The sequence below is a fragment of the Konateibacter massiliensis genome (assembly GCF_900184995.1).
GTDB lineage: Bacteria > Bacillota > Clostridia > Lachnospirales > Lachnospiraceae > Lachnotalea > Lachnotalea massiliensis.
This window is the reverse complement of sequence record NZ_LT860099.1, coordinates 73,259-91,977: the sequence shown is the minus strand read 5'-3', so window position 1 is coordinate 91,977 and position 18,719 is coordinate 73,259. Positions and strand designations below refer to the sequence as shown.

Annotated in this window: 13 protein-coding genes; 3 read left to right on the top strand and 10 right to left on the bottom strand. The window is 41.5% G+C overall.

Annotated features, from left to right (window positions below; all coding sequences use genetic code 11):
- The 3 genes from CTY48_RS05940 to CTY48_RS05930 all read right to left on the bottom strand — a co-directional run bounded on the left by CTY48_RS05940 (position 1) and on the right by CTY48_RS05930 (position 6,736).
- Positions 1–1,263: a D-alanyl-D-alanine carboxypeptidase family protein gene (locus tag CTY48_RS05940; RefSeq protein WP_099467610.1), complete on the bottom strand. Its 1,263-nt coding sequence runs from the start codon at positions 1,261–1,263 to the stop codon at positions 1–3.
- A gap of 129 nt (positions 1,264–1,392) precedes the next feature.
- On the bottom strand, positions 1,393–3,450 hold the full coding sequence (locus CTY48_RS05935) for a beta-galactosidase (protein ID WP_099467609.1): 2,058 nt from the start codon (positions 3,448–3,450) through the stop codon (positions 1,393–1,395).
- A 1-nt stretch (position 3,451) separates the two neighbouring features.
- Positions 3,452–6,736, bottom strand: a complete 3,285-nt coding sequence (locus CTY48_RS05930) for a DUF5107 domain-containing protein (protein ID WP_099467608.1) — start codon at positions 6,734–6,736, stop codon at positions 3,452–3,454.
- A 366-nt stretch (positions 6,737–7,102) separates the two neighbouring features.
- Between CTY48_RS05930 and CTY48_RS05925 the strand changes: the two genes are divergently transcribed.
- Entirely contained in the window at positions 7,103–7,951 is an 849-nt protein-coding gene (locus CTY48_RS05925) for an AraC family transcriptional regulator (RefSeq protein ID WP_099467607.1), read from the top strand.
- Between the two features lie 22 nt (positions 7,952–7,973).
- Here CTY48_RS05925 and CTY48_RS05920 read toward each other — a convergent pair whose 3' ends face one another.
- From CTY48_RS05920 to CTY48_RS05905, 4 genes are all read right to left on the bottom strand, one after another.
- Entirely contained in the window at positions 7,974–10,631 is a 2,658-nt protein-coding gene (locus CTY48_RS05920; RefSeq protein ID WP_180272654.1) for a glycoside hydrolase family 2 TIM barrel-domain containing protein, read from the bottom strand.
- Between the two features lie 241 nt (positions 10,632–10,872).
- Complete coding sequence (locus tag CTY48_RS05915) at positions 10,873–11,280, bottom strand: hemerythrin domain-containing protein (RefSeq protein WP_099467605.1); 408 nt, start codon at positions 11,278–11,280, stop codon at positions 10,873–10,875.
- Positions 11,281–11,285: 5 nt separating this feature from the next.
- Entirely contained in the window at positions 11,286–11,477 is a 192-nt protein-coding gene (locus tag CTY48_RS05910) for a ferredoxin (protein ID WP_099470084.1), read from the bottom strand.
- Between the two features lie 140 nt (positions 11,478–11,617).
- Positions 11,618–12,208: a putative ABC transporter permease gene (locus CTY48_RS05905; RefSeq protein ID WP_099467604.1), complete on the bottom strand. Its 591-nt coding sequence runs from the start codon at positions 12,206–12,208 to the stop codon at positions 11,618–11,620.
- Positions 12,209–12,397: 189 nt separating this feature from the next.
- Here CTY48_RS05905 and CTY48_RS05900 point away from each other — a divergent pair, with 189 nt between their 5' ends.
- Positions 12,398–13,135 carry a DNA alkylation repair protein gene (locus tag CTY48_RS05900; protein WP_099467603.1) on the top strand — a complete coding sequence of 246 codons (738 nt, stop codon included), beginning with the start codon at positions 12,398–12,400 and terminating at the stop codon, positions 13,133–13,135.
- Between the two features lie 18 nt (positions 13,136–13,153).
- Here the strand turns inward: CTY48_RS05900 and rpsU are convergent, their stop codons facing one another.
- Together rpsU and alaS are read right to left on the bottom strand one after the other, a co-directional pair.
- Positions 13,154–13,330 carry a 30S ribosomal protein S21 gene (rpsU, locus tag CTY48_RS05895; protein ID WP_094377655.1) on the bottom strand — a complete coding sequence of 59 codons (177 nt, stop codon included), beginning with the start codon at positions 13,328–13,330 and terminating at the stop codon, positions 13,154–13,156.
- 136 nt (positions 13,331–13,466) lie between these two features.
- Positions 13,467–16,121 carry an alanine--tRNA ligase gene (gene alaS / locus CTY48_RS05890; RefSeq protein WP_099467602.1) on the bottom strand — a complete coding sequence of 885 codons (2,655 nt, stop codon included), beginning with the start codon at positions 16,119–16,121 and terminating at the stop codon, positions 13,467–13,469.
- A 205-nt stretch (positions 16,122–16,326) separates the two neighbouring features.
- Between alaS and CTY48_RS05885 the strand changes: the two genes are divergently transcribed.
- Entirely contained in the window at positions 16,327–17,208 is an 882-nt protein-coding gene (locus CTY48_RS05885) for a LysR family transcriptional regulator (RefSeq protein ID WP_099467601.1), read from the top strand.
- Positions 17,209–17,284: 76 nt separating this feature from the next.
- Here the strand turns inward: CTY48_RS05885 and CTY48_RS05880 are convergent, their stop codons facing one another.
- Positions 17,285–18,703: a PTS transporter subunit EIIC gene (locus tag CTY48_RS05880; protein ID WP_099467600.1), complete on the bottom strand. Its 1,419-nt coding sequence runs from the start codon at positions 18,701–18,703 to the stop codon at positions 17,285–17,287.
- Between the last annotated feature and the right edge of the window lie 16 nt (positions 18,704–18,719).

Here is an 18,719-nt window from a genome sequence, read left to right as displayed (position 1 = left end):
TTATAACACAAATAGCTTTAATGTCCTCAGAAAATAATCCATATAAGCAGCTTCGTCGACTGATGCAGTATATAAAATCTTTGTATAGCCAATTTCTTTTCCGCCTAATGTATAGACAATTTTCCCCGCCATATCTCCTGCATTGATCGGTGCTTCTACACTTTCCGGAAGCTGCATTTCTTTCTCAACAGAAGTCAAATCGGCACCTGTTACATCTAAATATTTAAAATTATCCTCATACTCACAATTCACGCTTCGCTCAATTCCCTTTTTCACTGCTATCTGAGGCAGAGGCTCCTGATTATCATCGGAATAAACCTGACATTTTCCATAGCCAAAATTCAGCAAGGTTGTAGCATCCTGAAAGCGGACTTTGTAATCCGGTGCCGCCATGATGACCGCAATCAGCTCAATGTCATTTTTGACTGCCGTGGCAGATACACAATATTTTGCAAGACTTGTCGAGCCGGTTTTCAATCCGGTTGCATATTCGTACTGCTTAATCAGCTTATTTGTATTGGTTAAGCCAAACTCCGTCGAGCCTTTTTTCGTAACATGGGTGATATTCTCCATCCAAATTGTAGAATAATTATGTATTTGCGGATATTTTACAATCAGCTCCCTTGACATAAGTGCAACGTCATAGGCACTCGTCATATGTCCGTCAACATCCAAACCATTGCAGTTTACAAAATGTGTATTTTCCATGCCAAGTCCTTTGGCTCTTTCATTCATTTGATTAACGAACTCTGATTCACTGCCGTATATGTACTCAGCCATTGCTACACACGCGTCATTTGCACTTGCAACTGCAATACATTTAATCATCGTATCTACCGTCTGCGTTTCACCCGGCTCAAGAAATACTTGTGAGCCTCCCATGCTGGCGGCATACTCCGAAACGGTCACGGTATCCTCCAATGTTATTTTCCCAGCTTCAAGTGCATCAAAAATTATAATCAAAGTCATAATCTTTGTAATACTTGCGGGTCTTAACTGCTCCTTTGAATTTTTTTCATAAATAATAGTTCCGGTTGATGCCTCCATCAAAATCGCAGAAGGAGCCGAAATCTCGATACCTGCATTGTCAATCAGTGCAGTGTTATCTGCTGTTTCTGCTCCTTCTTCGCCTTGGACTTCTTCGCTTTCTGTATTTTGTTCACCAGAAGTGTCTAACTCACTGGCATAAGTTTGTTTTATTGGACATAAAGTATAAGTAATTAATAATAGAAGGACAAAAGCCCATATCTTAAGCCTTTTCATCGCATTACTCCGACTATATTGATTATTACTATGTTATGTTTTTTTTATGGAATTATGCATGGGATTGAAAGCGTTTGAAGTCAAAAATTAATCCCGGGAATTACAGGCTGAAGCACAGCCTGCAATTCCTCATATCTCCAGCCTCCGTCTCACCTCATTCTCAATCACTGCCGCCTTAAGCCGTTTCACTCCCTCAGCTCCAAGTTCCGGCGATTTTTCCAGATAAACTGGAGTCTCCTTTGAAAGCTTTGCAATCTCAAGTCGCAGCATCTTGGGAAGCCCAAGCCTCTTTAAGCCAATCTTCCACTCCTCCCCATAGTAAAAATGGTCCGCAACCAGTTCATCGTCCGCATACAGCCTTGCGCTTTCTCCCTCATAATCCAGCCGCAGGAAATAATTGTCCGCCTTTCCTGTATACTGTATTCCTATTTCATAAGAAACGCTGTTGTCGCTCTCTTTTATCAGGTTAAATTCCGCTTGGGAAGCCTCAATATCCTCTCCCGCCTCATAAGTTGTAAACATTCCCGACTTTCCGGTTTTTAAAAATCCCTCCGGTGCACTCTCTAACTCAGGATAAATCTTTACGCTTACTTTCCCCTTCGAAATAAGCTCCAATCCCTCATCCTTTTGAAGCACGACACAGTCGCCAATCACTAAATATTCTTTGTCGAGTGTTACTTTCCACGCATTCCTTGCTTCCTCGCGGCTGATGGTGATAAGCTCGTTATCCCCTAATTCGCCCGCAAGCTCATAATTTGGCTCCGTATCTGTGTAAAAAACATAGCTTTTCCCATTTAAAATACAAAGCGGCGTTGCAAAAGCCTTCTTTAATACCGCCTCGCCAATTTTCATATTAATCGGATAGAAAAAATAATCTCCGTCCGCTACATCAAATTTTGAAAATGTGATTGTCTCGTTCAAAAGTTCAACTGTAAGCTCCACATCTTTGTGCTCCGCCATCACTCTGCGTCTCTGATAATTGTTGATAAAAACATAGCCCTTACTGCCATCGTGGCGATACGTATATCGCAAATTTAAAAAATCCGCCGGTGTGTTCGGATTATCCGCCGGTATAACAGAAGGCAGATTACATAGTTCTTCCCCAAAATCTTTTATAAACATCGAAAGCAGTTTGATTTCCTTATACACATCAGATATCTGCCCATACTCTCCGACTGCTGCCTGAAAATCATAAGACAGCTCAGGCAAATCATTTGCATAGCCCGTCGCTTTCGTCTCCTGCAAGCTTGTTAAAATTCCCTTTGGATTTGTACCGCCGCAGTACATATAATAGCCAAGCAAATTGACACCGCTTCCTAATTTGACCAAGGACATTGCTCCGATATCGCTTCCCGACACCCTTGGTCTTCTGTGCTTTGTCACCTGTAAACCGCCTCCCAGCTCTGCGGTGAGAAACGGAAATGCATTCATATCAAACGTGATTCCATGCCCAATTCCATAGTCACTTCCGATATTTTGGTCGTTCCTCTCATGTGAAAAAACATAGTTGCCGCTTGGCTCAATCTCCGTTATCCTCGCGTCCCAAGGAGCATCACAATAGCCGCCCATAACCGGAATCAATCCTCCTGTTACCGCGCCTCCCCAGCCCGTGGCTGTGTAAAGCGGCACTTCAAAGCCCACTTCCTTCGCAAGCTTTGTAAGTCTCCTCATATGCTCCTCGCCTGCCTCACCTGTCAGACCCCCACAGTGTCCATATTCGTTTTCAATCTGCAAACCGATAATCGGTCCGCCCTGCCCAAGAAGCAGCCCGTCTACCTGCTCATATAGCTTGCCGTAATACTGCCTTATCGTGCTAAAATATTCCTCATTATTTTCCCGAAGCTGAAACGGCTTTTGTAAAAGCCAGTCCGGAAAGCCTCCGTTTCTCACCTCACCGTGGCACCATGGTCCGACACGCAGTATCAGTTCCAAGCCGCACTCCTGACATACCTTTACAAATTCGCCGACATTCTTATTTCCTTCAAAATCATAACGTCCTTCTATCTCCTCATGGTGAATCCAGATACAGTACGACGACACAACCGTGACACCGCCCGCTTTCATTTTAAGCAGATAGTCTCTCCACTCTTCCTTGGGCACTCTGGAAAAATGAATTTCTCCCATAATCGGAAACCAAGGCTTCCCATTTTTTATCAAATACGTTGCATTGTAGCCATAGCTGTTCATCTTATTCTCCCTTCAGCTGTTTCATCAAACGTCTGCAATTGATATGATTTCCATCAAGCTCCAAAACCTTTACAAAAGCCTCCATAGCCTCTTTGCTTTCTCCAAGTCCAAGCTTTCCAAGTCCGATTAAATAATAGCAGTGTGCCCGATTCCGAGTATTCAAATCCTCCTCAAAGATTAAAAAATCAGGCAGGGATACCGCAAAATATTCAATCCGAACCTCATCCTTCAAATGCTCTCTTCCGTACTCAACCAGACGGTTAAACCTTTTCTCTGCCTTTTCTTCTTCCTGTAATTTTAAATAGGCAAGTCCCTGATATAATATCATATCGGCAGGCTGGTCATTATAGTACATCATGCCTGCCGGCTCATCTGTTCCGATTACCGCCTGTAAGAAACATTCCTCCGCTCTGGCATCTCCCATTTTCTCCAAAACGCAGCCGAGATAATAATAAATATCGTTATCCTTCACGCCCTCTAACTTTCCTTCTCCGAGATTTTCCGGGTAGATTAGAGCCTGCTCCAGATATTTTTTAGCAAGTTCCAATTTGTTTTCTGCCATTGCCGCCTTGGAAAGCTCAATTAAGGACAGCTTATACTGTGCCGGCACTTTTCCTTCTCCTCCCTCCCAAGGATGGAAGCTGCGGCTCATAATCAGCTCGTAAGCCCTCTTATATTGTCCCAGCATATTGTGCAAAGCGACATACTCCAAAAACAAATCATCCCTTTTTTCAAAGGTTTTCTTATATTTCTCATAGCGAGACAATCTTGTTTCAAACGATACTCCCAGCTTTTTATAGAGCTGATCAAGCTCCAAAAAGATTCTCGAATCGCTTGTATCCAAGGAAAATGCTCGTTCCAGCACCTCTCTTGCTTTCTCTGGCTCCTTCTCTTTATTATAATATGCCAACGATAAATTGCGAAGAGCTGTCGGAAATGTAGGATCCAGCTCTGCAGATTTCTCCCATAAAGAGATAGCTGTTTCGTATTGAAGCTTATCATAATATAAATTCCCCAAATAATAATAGGCTTTCGCACCGTCCTCATTCGCTTCCATTGCATAGTTTAACACTGCAATATCTTCCAACTTATTCGGGAAGCAATAAGCAGAATCTGCCTGCTCCGCTTTTTTTAGCAGCGTGATATCTTCTTTCTTCATCTGTTTTAGATAATATGCCTTATAATAGCAGAGCATCGGCTTTTCTTTCGTGCATTGGCAAAGCATGTCTACCGCCTCTTCATAAGCGCCAAACTCTGCATAATCTCTCGCCGCCTGCAAGTAATTTTCTTCAAAATTCCTCATCCTAAGGTTCATTTCAGTTAAAATCTGTCCCTTATTTTCTTCGTCTAAAAAGCTCCGTTCAAACATAGACACATAATCAAAAGGATCAATCTCAAGGCTCTCTTCTATAAATCTCAGTGCTTCTTCTCTTTTCGAAAGGTTTCGTAGCAGATATGCCTTTAAGCCTCTTGCCTTTATATTGTGACTATTCTTAATCAAGCCCTTTGTCACAAGCGCAAGCGCTTCCTCAAATTTACCCTCTCTTGCAAGAATTGCTCCCAAATAATAGAAGGACATCTCCTGCTGCTCACTCGACCATGTCGCCTTGAAAAAGGCATCATAAGCCGCTTTCTCTTTTCTTTGGTATAACAGAGAAAGTCCCAGATTATAATACGGTTCACTATCGTAAGGATTGGGATTTTTCCATGTCGCTCTTTTGAGTGCTGTCCTGAAATACTTTTCTGCCTCCTCAAACAGTCCTCTTCGCATAAGCAGCGCTCCATAGGCATTGTTTAACCTCATATCACCTTCATCGCGTTTTAAGCCCTCCAGATAGTAAGGATCTGCCAAATAGGTGGCATGGCGGTACTGCTCAATATGAAGCCCTGTCAGATACAGCTCCTCATTTGTTTTGATTTCCTCTGGAGAAAGTGCCGGCTTTGCCGCTTCCGGCAGTTCCTGCTCCTTCTTCTGCTTTGGCTCATATTCTACCAGAAGCAAATCTTCATGATAGACTTCAATTTTTAAATCTGTCTCGTTCTCAACATCTTCGATTAAAATTGTCTTTTCGAAAATATCCGTCGGGGAAAGAGTTGTTTTTTCCTCCCATGCGGCAGCTCCCTTATGTAGCAGACGGATTACAGCCTGCTCAAAGAGTTGCGTGCCATAGACACAGATATATATTCCTTCTTTTCTCAGCTCAAGGTTCACGGCACCGTGTATCGTCGCATTTTTCACCGCTCCGACCGCCTTATACGGCATAAAATACTGCTGAAAGGATTTCTCCTCAAAAGGCTTCAGCCATGTAAAATCAGGCTGGTTATCCGTGTAAACGCCCGTCATCAGCTCAATGTAAGGACCGTCCTCGTCCGTCAGGTTTCTGTCCCAAGCCTTTCCGAAGTCACCGCATCCCCAGGTCCATTGCTTTTTTCCCGGCGAGATATGATGATCTGCCACATGAAGAATTCCTGCCTTTAAGCCGTAATCATAGCCTCCGACAAAGTCATAGTCCGAGCTTTCTGCCATGTATGACGTCGGAACCGGAATATTTTTATAGCGGGAAATGTCCACACCTTCGCTGTAATCATGCTTATAATACATGCCAGTCGCAATCGGAAAGCTTGATACATCGCGTTTTCCGTGATCCATGACCGCCTGTACATCAGGAGGGAAAATAGACTGCGTATCGTCATTTACTGCCACCGCGGGATTTGCCCACCACAAAAAAGTCTGCGGCATGGACGTTCTGTTGTAAAGCTGCCCTTTTATTTCAATATAAGCCTTGTCCGGATACAGGGTAAAGCCTGCGATTCCTTTGGTGCCGTACATCTGGTCCACATCGTTAATTAAAAGAGTCTTACTTGTGTCCTTATTTTCTACAAGCTTATAGTCAACAGGCGAAAAGGTCGTAGGTCTGTGATGCTGCGGCCAGTTAAACTCAATTCCTCCCGAAATCCAAGGCCCGGTAAGCCCCACCAGTGCCGGCTTAATCACCCTATTATAATAGACGAAATCATAGTCATTCGTCTTATCATAAGCCCTCTGGATACGCCCGCCAAGCTCAGGTAAAATCATAACCTTGATATATTTATTTTCGAGATATACCGCCTTATATTCCTTATCCGTCTTCTTATCACAAATCGTATCAATCGTCGGATAAGGGTATATTTTTCCTGAGCTTCCCTGATACACTCTTTTTTCCAGAAATATTGGATTTTTATCTGCTTCTCCGATTTCATAGGTGGGAATGATAACCGCTTCCTCCCATATTTTCACATCTTCCATGGTCAACCTCCATTTTCAAAAAAACAACTAATTTTAATCTTTACTATTTTTATAATACCTGATTTTATCTGTTTTCTCATTCTATTATTTTGCTTCTTTATATTTAAAAATTGCTCTTTCTTCCTTGACCATTTTTTCATTTTCTTCTATAATATGATGATACCAAGGTCAAAAGGTCATGTTTTTCATGCCAACATGAAAAAACATGACTTTGGGACCTGCAAAACATGAGAAAGTAGCCCGAACAGGGCGGATTTCGAATGTTTTTAGGATTACGAGAGCACAAAGTGCGTAGTAATCCGTAGTATCAGGGGTCAAAATACCTTTTGACCCCAACATCATAATATTACACGGAGGTGATAAAAGATGCAATCCTATGAAACAGGTATCTCAAAACAATCGGATTACTATATTTATACGGCAAGTCCGCAGACCAAAGCAATGTTTTTCTATCCGCTTTGCACCGGACATTTTTACTATTCTGCTGGTTATAGCCTGCATCGCAAAAGTTATGACAGCTTTCTTTTGATGTATGTCAAAAAAGGGGAATGTAAGGTTGTGGTTGACGATATCTCCTATACTGCGACGGAAAACCAGATTGTTTTTTTAGATTGCTATAAGCCTCATCATTATTATACCGATAAGGGCTGGGAAGCTCTCTGGCTCCATTTTGACGGACCTGTCGCCAGACAGTATTTTGAGCTGATTACAGAGGGAAGCAATCTTGTACTCTCCCTCAGAGATGATTATTTATTTCGAAAATATATTGATAAAGTTTACATGGCATTTCGGGAAAATGCTGCTTTAAAGGAGGCACTTCTCTCCCAGGCAATTACAAACATGCTGACACAGCTAATCACCGCAAAGGACTTGCCTGCACGCTCTCTCGCAGGATCAGATGTGATTGAGGATATCACAGCCTACATCAACGAGCATATATGCGAGGCACTCACCTTGGAGCTGTTAGCGGAAAAAGCGGCGTTAAGCCCTTACTATTTTACCCGCCTGTTTAAAAAAGAAACCGGATATACGCCTCACGAATATATCCTCGCCACACGAATCAACCACGCTAAGTTTCTGCTTAAAAATACGAATATTTCAATAAAGGAAATCTGCTTTTTGTCCGGCTTTGGCAATGAAAGCAGTTTTTGTGCCACTTTTAAGAAATGGGAGCAGACCACTCCAAAAAATTACCGCTTAGCGATGAAAGTCTAGTCGCTAAGCGGTCGTTGGTGCCTTATTCTAACAGTTCTTTGCAGTAATTGAGCAAACTGATATAGAGCTGTCTCATCTCCGGTATGTCAAGATGCTCTAGCAAGTCACTTGCACATACCACCAATCTGCCCTCGCCGATTTTTTTCTCATAGACAAGCCCAAGCACATGATTTCTGTCAAAATTATCAATAACCTGAACGATAATATTGCACTCCTCTTCCCCTTCCAGAATAACACCTGTGCCGTAGCTTACAATCTGCTGCCACTGCCACCCGGAATATGAATTTGTCGGAAAAAGTTTAAGGGCAGGGTGGCTCTTGTCAATCAAAAGTCCCATCGTCCCCGGTGCAACCGGATTTCCCGTTTTGATACAGGCATCTCGAAACATTGGATAGCACCAAAAGTCCGTCGGGAAAAATCCCTCAATGCCCTCTCCCGCCTTGGAATTGCATAGAAGTACATTTCCTCCGCTTCTTAGACAGTCTTCCGCCTTCGTATCAAGTATATTCGTAACCCATACGCCCTTTTTCCTATTTTCCGGCAGAGAAGCAATATCCTGCTTCGGATAGAGCCACAGGTCATATTCATTTTCATATGCCCCATATACCAAACGCAGCTTTGCCGCACATGGCTTATCAATCTTTTGGGCAGTTAAAATACCTTCCATGACTTTCTCTACACACTGTTGGTTTACCTTTACCGTTTCGCAGCAAAGGGAAGTTATCTCCTCATCTTCCACAATAAGGCTGACTGTCAGCGTTTCCGTTTTATCTTCACCGCTGTAATTGTAAACACATATTCCGACCGCTATCTCTTCGCCCACTGTATAACAGTATTTCGGTAATTCTGCCATCACAACTACGTCATTGCAAAAATGCTTGAACTCCTCCGCCTGAATAAAGTCCTTATTTTCCAAAAAGCCGTCCAACACACCGACCAAGGCTGTTCCCTGCCCCGTAAAGTCCTGCAAGCCCAAAAGCTGAAAACCGCTCATATTTTTCGTTCTCAGATTCGCTTCAATCTCTGCCTTGTAGCACTGAACGAGCAATGCTCCGCTTGCACGGTAAAACTTCTCATTTTTCTCAAGCAAGCCTTTCTCCTTCAGTTTCTCCTCCAGAATAGAGTAGACATCTGCCCGCAGCACTCCTGTATACTTCTCCTTATCCTGTAATTTCGGAAATGACTGATACTGTCCGATTTCATGAGCAATAAGGGGGATTGATGAGACTGCTGCCTCTTCTTCATAGGTTGGAAGAGTTCCAAGCATCTCCTTGCTCTGTATGCTTCCAAGCGGCAAATCATTGTGTGAAAAGGATGCCCTTATATTTTTATCCGGGCTTGTCCTCATTGTCACCCAGAATTGGTCCTCCTCGCACACCAGAGGGTCCTCCAAAAAGTTGTTAGAGCCCTGGCTGTATAAAATATCCGTGCGAACCTGTTTTAAGCTCTTTAACAGCTCATTGTAAGCCTTACTATCCCCTCTCATCTCGTTTCCTACGGCAAACAAAACGAAGCTTGGGTGATTTCCAAAAGTTTCTAATATCTTTTTTGCCTGATCGTAGAGATAGTTTTCCAGTACACTGTCATACTGTGTATCCCCTTTCTGATACAGCTCGTTCGCAAAGCAGGAAAGCTCTGCCTGCAGGTAGATGCCCAGCCTGTCAGCCGCCGTAAAAGCTGCCTCCGGCGGACACCAGCTATGAAAGCGATAATGGTTCATTCCAAATTCCTTCATTTTTCCTAAAATCGCTTCCCATTCCTCCACACTAAACGGGCAGGCTCCGGTCAGAGGATAAATCGCGCAGTCCAGACTTCCTCTAAGCGATATTCTTTTTCCGTTCATTCTTATCTCATTTTTAACCGCTTCAATTTTGCGCCTTCCGGTCAAGATAGAATGAGGCTTGCATAACATCTCGCCTTTCTCGTTTTTCAAACAGATGATTGTCTTATAAAGCGGCTGTGAAAACTCGCTCCACTCCTGTAACACTTCATTTGGAATCAGGAAATCTGTCTCTTGATTTTTAACAACCTTTTCCTGTTTAAACACCAATCGCTCTGTGTCCGCCTCATAAATACCAATTTGCATCCGAACAGGAAATACCTCAATGTCCGCTTGAAGTCCTGTTTCAATATGAACCTTCATATTATTTTCCTGCCTGTGTACGAGGGCACGCTCAATAAAAATGCCCTCATGGCATTCCAAATACATCTCACCCAGAATTCCGTTCCAATTCGTCTGCGTATGCTCTGTATACTGATGCCCGTTGTAGAAGCTATCGGGGAAGCACTCATACTTCGCTAAGTCATTGTCTACCCTGATGGCAATTTCATGCTCTCCTGCTTCCAGCTTCCCAAGCTCAAACTTTTGTGCAATCAATGTCTCATAGGATTCCCCGATAAAGTTTTCGTCCATCCACACCTTCGTAAATTTGCTTCTCTCCAGCGTAAGGCGCACGTATTTCCCCTGCCATTCCTTTGGTATGACAATCCGTCTGCGATACCAAACTGCCCCGCAGACAGGTCTTTTTCTTCCGAGATAAAGAGAGGTTTTCTCTGTTCCTTCCTCTCCAAGCTCCTCCTGCTCTGTCGTTGCCGGCAGATGTATTTCATTTAGATAACACAATTCACCGTCATTTTTCTCAAAGGCTGCTTCCCATATACCGTTTAGCTTTAATTTCATATTGTCCTCCATCAATAAGAATGTGCCTTGGCACATTCTTCGCGCCCGAGCGGGTTGCGTAGCAACTACCTCCTATCCGCGAGGTGCGCATAATTTTTTTGATATTATAGGAAATTGTTTTACAGTTTCCTATAATATCAAAAAAACTGATACTCTATTTCTATCATATCAGTTTTTTACTCTATATGGCATTATGCGTTCTTGCCTTTTCATATATGGTTTTTGCTCTAATTCCTCTTGCCTAAGAAATATGCAGATAAATTCCATCTTCTTCTTTTGATATTCTCTGCTCAATGGCTTTGATAACCTCGGTGCCTTCCTTTATAAAAAGCTCCTTGTTCTCTAATATTTTCGTCTTTGTGTTGTACTTATCCTTGAAGATTTTAAATGTCTCCTGTAAGCCGCCCATTTCCGTCTGATAGTCAGCTGCCATCTTTCTTACACCCTCGTCCTGGTGATTGCCTAAGGACGGATATAAAAACTTGTCTTCATTCATCAAGTGTATCTTGATTTTGCCGGATAACTGGTTAATATGCAGAGCAATCTCATCCGCGTTACTCTCAACGCTTTTTGCATTTAAGTTATTCTTGATAAATGCAATTTCCTCCGCAATGGATTTATGCTGCTCTAAATAGCTGGAAAGATTCATGAAATTTATTCCTCACTTTCCGAAATCGCACCGACCGGACACATATCAATCGCCTCTGCAACCGTTTCTCTCGTCGCATCTGTTGTATCCGCATAGCCCTCGGCTTTATCTTCATCGTTCATGCGAAATACGTCCGGCTCCACACCTACACACATACCACATCCAATACACATATCCTGATCTACAAAAGCTCTCATCTCTTTTTCCTCCTTTGATATATAAAAAATTACTTGTTCTTTCATTTTTTTTATCATGATAACACATTTTCCCAGTCATTTCCGTAACAATTGTGACATTTTAGTAATGTATTAAAAAAAGAATATGCTTTTTCGTCCTGTTAATTTCTGTAAATTACCGCCTTAATCGTTTCTTGCAGCTCACTCATCGATTTCGGCATTCTCTCAAGCTTCGCCTCCAGCATACTGAATGTAAAATCCAATATAAAATAGACAATCACAATCGTGCCAATCCGTATGCCTGCATGTACAGAATAACCGTTTACAATAGCCTCCACAAATTTTTGAAGAAAACCAAACATAAACACGGTGTAAAATCCCCATGCAACCGTACTCTCAAGGCAGAGAATACCCTTATAATTAAAAGGCTTATTATGATAGTCCCACCATACTTCGCCGAACACTCGAATCATCAGTTTTGCAGTCAGATATTCGAGCGCGGTAGCCAAAAATGCTCCATAAAAATAAAGTAATATGTAATTTCCGCTGTACGGCTTCAAAATAAAATATACCGTCAAAGCACCGACTCCGTATATGGGGCAAATCGGTCCCCGTATAAATCCGCGGTTTGTTATCTTTCGATTACAGATTGACATATAAATCGATTCTATCAGCCAACCTAATATACTATATACAAAAAACCAATGAATAATGTGATACATGTCCGTTCCCATTAGCTGCCGGCTCCACATATTTAAATCCCCCTTTGTACCTCTTAAATACTATAATGACTATCGACATTATAGCATAGCTCTTCCTATAATACCAGTACTTATATCCTGCATAAATTTACAATTCTATTACGACAAACTTAAAAATACTGTTTAATTTTTTGTCAAATGATGTTAAACTACTGTTAGAAATGAAAAAGGAGCAAATCCATGAACCTGATTTACGATATATGGACCGAAGTGGAGTACAAGGAATATTTAAATTATCTAAAGACCTTTGCCAACAAGGAGTACAGCAGCTTCCAGAGCACTCTTATGCCAAAGGCAAAACGGATTCTCGGTATTAAAATGCCAATTCTTCGAAAAATTGCAAACGAGATTTTAAAGGGTAACTGGCGCTCTTTTATCGTAATGTGCTCCAATACCTATTATGAAGAGACAACCGTGAAAGGGCTTATTATCGGAATGTGCAACGTAAGCTTTTTAGAATATACCCATATGATTGAGACCTTTTCCATGAGTGTCCGCAACTGGGTGACCTGTGATACGTTCTGCACCGGCTTAAAAGGTATCAAAAATTATCCGTATGAGTTTTGGATTTACTTGGAAACCTTGTTAAAGTCCAAACATCCGTGGCAGATTCGAATGGGCGTTGTCATTATTTTAAATCACTATTTAAATGAGGAATACATCAATCAAATCTTTTTACGTCTGGATGATGTGCGGCAGGACAATTATTATGTCAAAATGGCAATTGCATGGCTGATTTCCACCGCTTACCAAAAATATCCCGGTATCACCTATGGATATCTGACAAACTGCAAGCTTGAAACTTGGACATACAATAAATCTCTCGAAAAAATATTGGAGCTTCGAGACGTTCCGAATGACCAAAAGTCTTTGATTCTTTCCCTGAAAAAAGAGAAAAAAAGACCTCAATTAAAATAATTGAGGTCTTTTATAATTTTAGTTATATTTACGTTTTCTAGCCGCTTCAGATTTCTTTTTACGTTTTACACTTGGTTTTTCGTAATGCTCTCTTTTACGAATCTCCTGCTGAATCCCAGCTTTCGCACAGTTCCTTTTAAATCTGCGTAAAGCGCTATCTAAAGTCTCATTATCTTTTACGATTACATTTGACATAGTCTCACACCTAACCTCCCTCCAGTTGCGTATTGTGCTAAATACAACTGTTTGGGTATTTTTTTATTGCACTATTATGATTATATTGCCAAACAGCTTATCTGTCAATATATTTTTTACTAATTAGGAAAAGTTTTTACTTTACCTGCTCCTCCACGACTTCTTTTACTTTAGAAATCGCTTCGTCAATGCCTGCTGCGTTTTTGCCGCCCGCCTGTGCCATGTTCGGACGTCCGCCGCCGCCTCCGCCGATAAAGGAAGCAATATTCTTCACGATATTTCCTGCATGTGCACCGGCTTTAATCGCTCCGTCAGTTGCGGTAACCATAAGGCTTACTTTGTCATCCAGCGCTGAGGCAATCGCAACAACACCCTCACCAAGCTTCTCCTTCAACTGGTCTCCAAGGTCTCTCAGCCCGTTCATATCCACTCCGTCAACCTTTGCTGCAAGCACCTTCACACCGTTTACCTCAATAACCTTATCCATAACATCACCGAGAGCATCTTTCGCAAGCTTACTCTTTAAGCTCTCGTTCTCACTTTGAACTGCCTTCATTTCACTTAATAAATGAGAAAGCTTCTCCTCAAGATTAGCCGGCGTCGCTTTGATAAGTGCCGCTGCTGCTTTTAAAGTCTTTTCCAAATCATTGTAGTATGCAAAAACACCGTTTCCGGTAATCGCTTCAATTCTTCTTACACCTGCTGCAACACCGTTCTCTGCTACGATTTTAAAAGCAGAAATCACACCTGTATTTCCTACATGTGTACCGCCGCACAATTCTGTTGAGAAATCGCCCATCTGGACAACGCGAACCGTATCACCGTATTTTTCTCCAAACAACGCCATTGCACCTGCTTTTTTTGCTGACTCGATATCCATAACATTTGTCTCTACTGCTAAATTCTCAGCAATCTTTTCATTCACAAGCTGCTCTACCTTCGCGATTTCTTCATCTGTCAAAGCAGAGAAATGGCTAAAGTCAAAGCGAAGTCTGTTTCCGTCAACGAAAGAACCTGCCTGCTCTACATGAGAGCCTAAAACGGTACGAAGAGCTTTCTGTAAAAGATGGGTAGCACTATGGTTCTTGGAGGTATCCATGCGGTTAGTCTCATCTACCTCAAGAGAAACCGTGTCTCCCTTCTTAATCATGCCCTTTGTCACCTTACCGATATGCCCAACCTTGCCGCCAAGCAGTTTAACGGTATCTTCTACCTTAAATTCAGCGTTTTCTGTCTTAATATAACCGATATCTGCATTCTGTCCGCCCATCGTCGCATAAAACGGAGTCTCCTCCACAATAATCGTACCGATTTCTCCGTCAGTCAATGCCTCCACGATTTCTGTCTCTGTTGTCAGAACAGTCACCTTGGAAGTATGAATCAAACGGTCATATCCTACAAATTCTGTTGTAACACTTGGGTCAATGGATTCATATACCGTAACATCTGCGCCCATGTAATTTGTGGCTTTTCTAGCCTTACGAGCCTTATCTCTCTGCTCCTGCATTGCCTTTTCAAAGCCTTTTTCATCTATCGCAAAGCCTCTTTCCTCCAAAATTTCCAGAGTCAAGTCCATAGGAAAGCCATAGGTGTCATAGAGCTTAAATGCATTTTCACCGGAAAGCACCTTCACATCTGCCTTCTCCATCTCAACCTGCATCTCAGAAAGTATCACAAGTCCCTGATCAATTGTCTTGTTAAACTTACTCTCCTCCTGTGTCAGTACATTTAAGATAAATTCTTTCTTTTCTTCTAATTCCGGATAGCCGTCCTTACATTCCTTAATGACGGTCTCGCTTAATTTCGCAAGAAACTGTCCGTCAACACCGAGAAGACGTCCATGTCTTGCCGCACGTCTGATTAAACGTCGTAATACATAACCGCGTCCTTCATTGGACGGCATAATTCCGTCTGAAATCATAAAAGTTGAGGAACGGATATGATCGGTAATCAGACGAATGGATACGTCCTTCGCCTCGTCGGTCTGATAAGAAACGTTTGCCATCTTACAGATTTCATCACGGATTGCCTTCATGGTATCAATATCGAATACAGAATCCACGTCCTGTACCACAACTGCTAATCTCTCAAGACCCATTCCCGTATCGATGTTTTTCTGTTCAAGCTCTGTATAGTTGCCCTTTCCGTCTCCGTCAAACTGCGTAAATACGTTGTTCCACACTTCCATAAAGCGGTCGCACTCACAGCCTACCTTACAGTCAGGCTTACCACAGCCATACTTAATACCTCTGTCATAATAGATTTCGGAACAAGGACCGCAAGGACCTGCTCCATGCTCCCAGAAGTTATCACATTTTCCGTTTTCATCGCGGTAAAAGCGTGTAATTCTGGAACCGTCAACTCCAATTTCCTTTGTCCAGATATCAAATGCCTCGTCATCCTCGCTGTAAATAGACGGATAGAGACGGTCTTCTTCCAGACCAATCACCTCTGTCAAAAACTCCCAGCTCCACGCAATTGCCTCGTTTTTAAAGTAATCTCCAAAGGAAAAATTTCCGAGCATTTCAAAAAAAGTAAGATGTCTTGCTGTCTTACCTACATTTTCAATATCGCCGGTACGCACACATTTCTGACAGGTAGTCACCCTTTTTCTAGGCGGGATTTCCTGACCTGTAAAATAAGGCTTTAACGGTGCCATTCCGGAATTAATCAGCAACAAGCTGTTATCGTTATGGGGAACCAAAGAAAAGCTGTTCATCACCAGATGTCCTTTGCCCTCAAAGTAATCCAAATACATTTTTCTTAATTCATTTACACCATATTTTTTCACAATACTTCCTCCTACGTTCTCTTTTCTTCTCATTCTATATCTAAGCATGATGCGCTTTATTTCCTATTATATATAGAAAAAGCCAGCTAGCCTAGGCTAGCATTCTCTATTATAAAATCATTTAAATTCTTTGTCAATTGCAAAACAAGAAAGTGTGCATAAAGTGGACTTTTCTGCTATAATAAGTTTATCGGGAGGTTATGTTATGGAAATTAACTATATCAAAGAATTTGTGATACTTGCAGAAACAGAAAATTTTCTTGAAGCTGCAGATTCTCTGTTTATTTCACAATCATCGTTATCAAAACATATTAAGAGTATGGAAGCAGAATTGGGCACCCAGTTATTTGACCGTACAACACGTAAAGTGCAGTTAAACGAGTCCGGCAGAACATTCCTTGAATATGCAAAGCAGATAGCAAACTTACAATACCGCTATACGACTGCTTTATATAATAAAACCGCTCATATTAAGGAAAATATTAATATCGGCAGCATTCCGATTATGGCATCGTACCATATTACAGATATCATTCTGAAATTCATACGGGAAAACAAAAAATTTTCCGTCAATCTAATAGAAGGTGAATCCTCGCAGCTTAAAGATATGCTGAGACAGAACAAGTGTGAGTTAGCTTTTATCCGCGACATGGACGATTACGACAATGAATTTATTCATATCCCCTATACCACGGATCATCTTGCTGCTGTATTGCCGGAGTATCATCCGTTATCCAAAGAACCATACCTTCATCTGGAGCAGTTAAAGGATGAAAACTTTTTGCTGCTGCAGCCCGGCTCCGTTCTTTATAAAATTTGTACACAAGCCTGCGAACAGGCTGGTTTTACCCCCAATATATCTTTTACGGGAAAAAGAGCAGAAAATATTGTTGATTTGGTAGAAAAAGGGTTGGGTATCTCTCTTCTCATGAAAAAGCCCATCCATTATCTATCTGATTCTAAAGTATCTATCATAGATATTAATCCCGAAATTACAAGTCAGGTTAACATTTACTACAAGAAAAATATAACGCTGTCCACGGCAGCAAAGCATTTTATTGATTGTATACAGCTTCCGTGTCTATAAATATTAACATATAAAACAACAAAGAAAGCTAACTCTTCAGCTTTCTTTGTTGTTTTTATCCATTAAGTTTTAAATACTAAGCAGCGGCATCTCTCTTATCTCCGATTACCATTGCCGAAATCATTGCTAAAACAAAGCTTATCACTGCACCGATGCACAGGCCAATAAATCCCATATCAATACCGTTTGGATTGATGAAGCAAGGCAGTCCCATGATTCCGCTTGCACCAAACTGGTATAACTTAGCACCGCTGAAGCCTGCAATCATGGAGCCTATTCCTGCGGAAACAAAGCAGGAAATCATAACCTTTTTTCTCGGAATTAAAACACCATACAGAGTAGGCTCATTTACTCCAAAAAGTGTCGCAATAATAGCTGGCACACAAATATTTTTTTCTTCAATGCTCTTGGTTCGAATGATAATTCCCAGTACGGCTCCCATAGAAGCTAATGCTCCCGAAAAAATCAGCGGATTAATAATATCATAACCAAACTGTGTAACATTCATTGCAAATAATGGAATAATTGCCATATGTAAGCCAAACATAACGAGCACACTCCAAAATGTACCAAGTATCAAACCGGCAATGCCCGGATTCAATCCGATTAATGCTTGTATTCCTGCCCCTAATAAATCCTGTGCAAACATGGCAATCGGTCCGATAATAATCATTGCCAACGGCACTGTAACCAGCAGGGTAATGAGCGGCACAAATAATGAACGAATAACGGATGGAAGCTTTTCATTGAGAAACTTATATATTTTACTTGCCACATATACAATTAAAATAATAGGAATAACAGAGCTTGCATATGTCTGCATCGGGAGTATAACCGGTATTCCAAAGATTTCTGTCATTACATTTGACTCAAAAATAGTTCCTGTAAAAATTGTGTAAAGCGGGTCAGCACTCGACAATGCAACAATACTTGGATATACCAAACATCCGCCTAAAACAATACCATAGATTTCTTTTATTCCAAACTTTTTTGACGCACTCCAGCCTAATACAATCGGGAAAAAATAGAAAATTGTATTACCAATTGCATTCAGTATTACATACGTTTGACTTTCTTTTGTCAAGATACCGGTAAGCGTACATAACGTAAGTATTGCTTTAATCATACCACTTGCCATCAAAATAGATAATATCGGTTGGAAAATCCCGCTCATCATGCCTAAGAACCGGGAGAGCAGCCCTGTTTTTTCATCCGTTTTCTCTTTTGCCGTAACAGGTTCCTGTCCGCCAACTCCGCTGATTTCAACGAATTCCTTGTAAACTTCCGTCACATGAGTGCCAATCACAACCTGATATTCTCCACCAGCCCGGATAACCTCCATAACTCCATTCATTGCCTTTAATACATCTGTCTTTGCTATTTCCTCATTTTTTAACTTGAAGCGTAAGCGCGTTACGCAGTGTGTTACACTATTAATGTTTTCGACCCCACCAACATTTAATAATATATCTTCAACTAATTTTTTATATTTCATATTTCCTTCTCCTTAT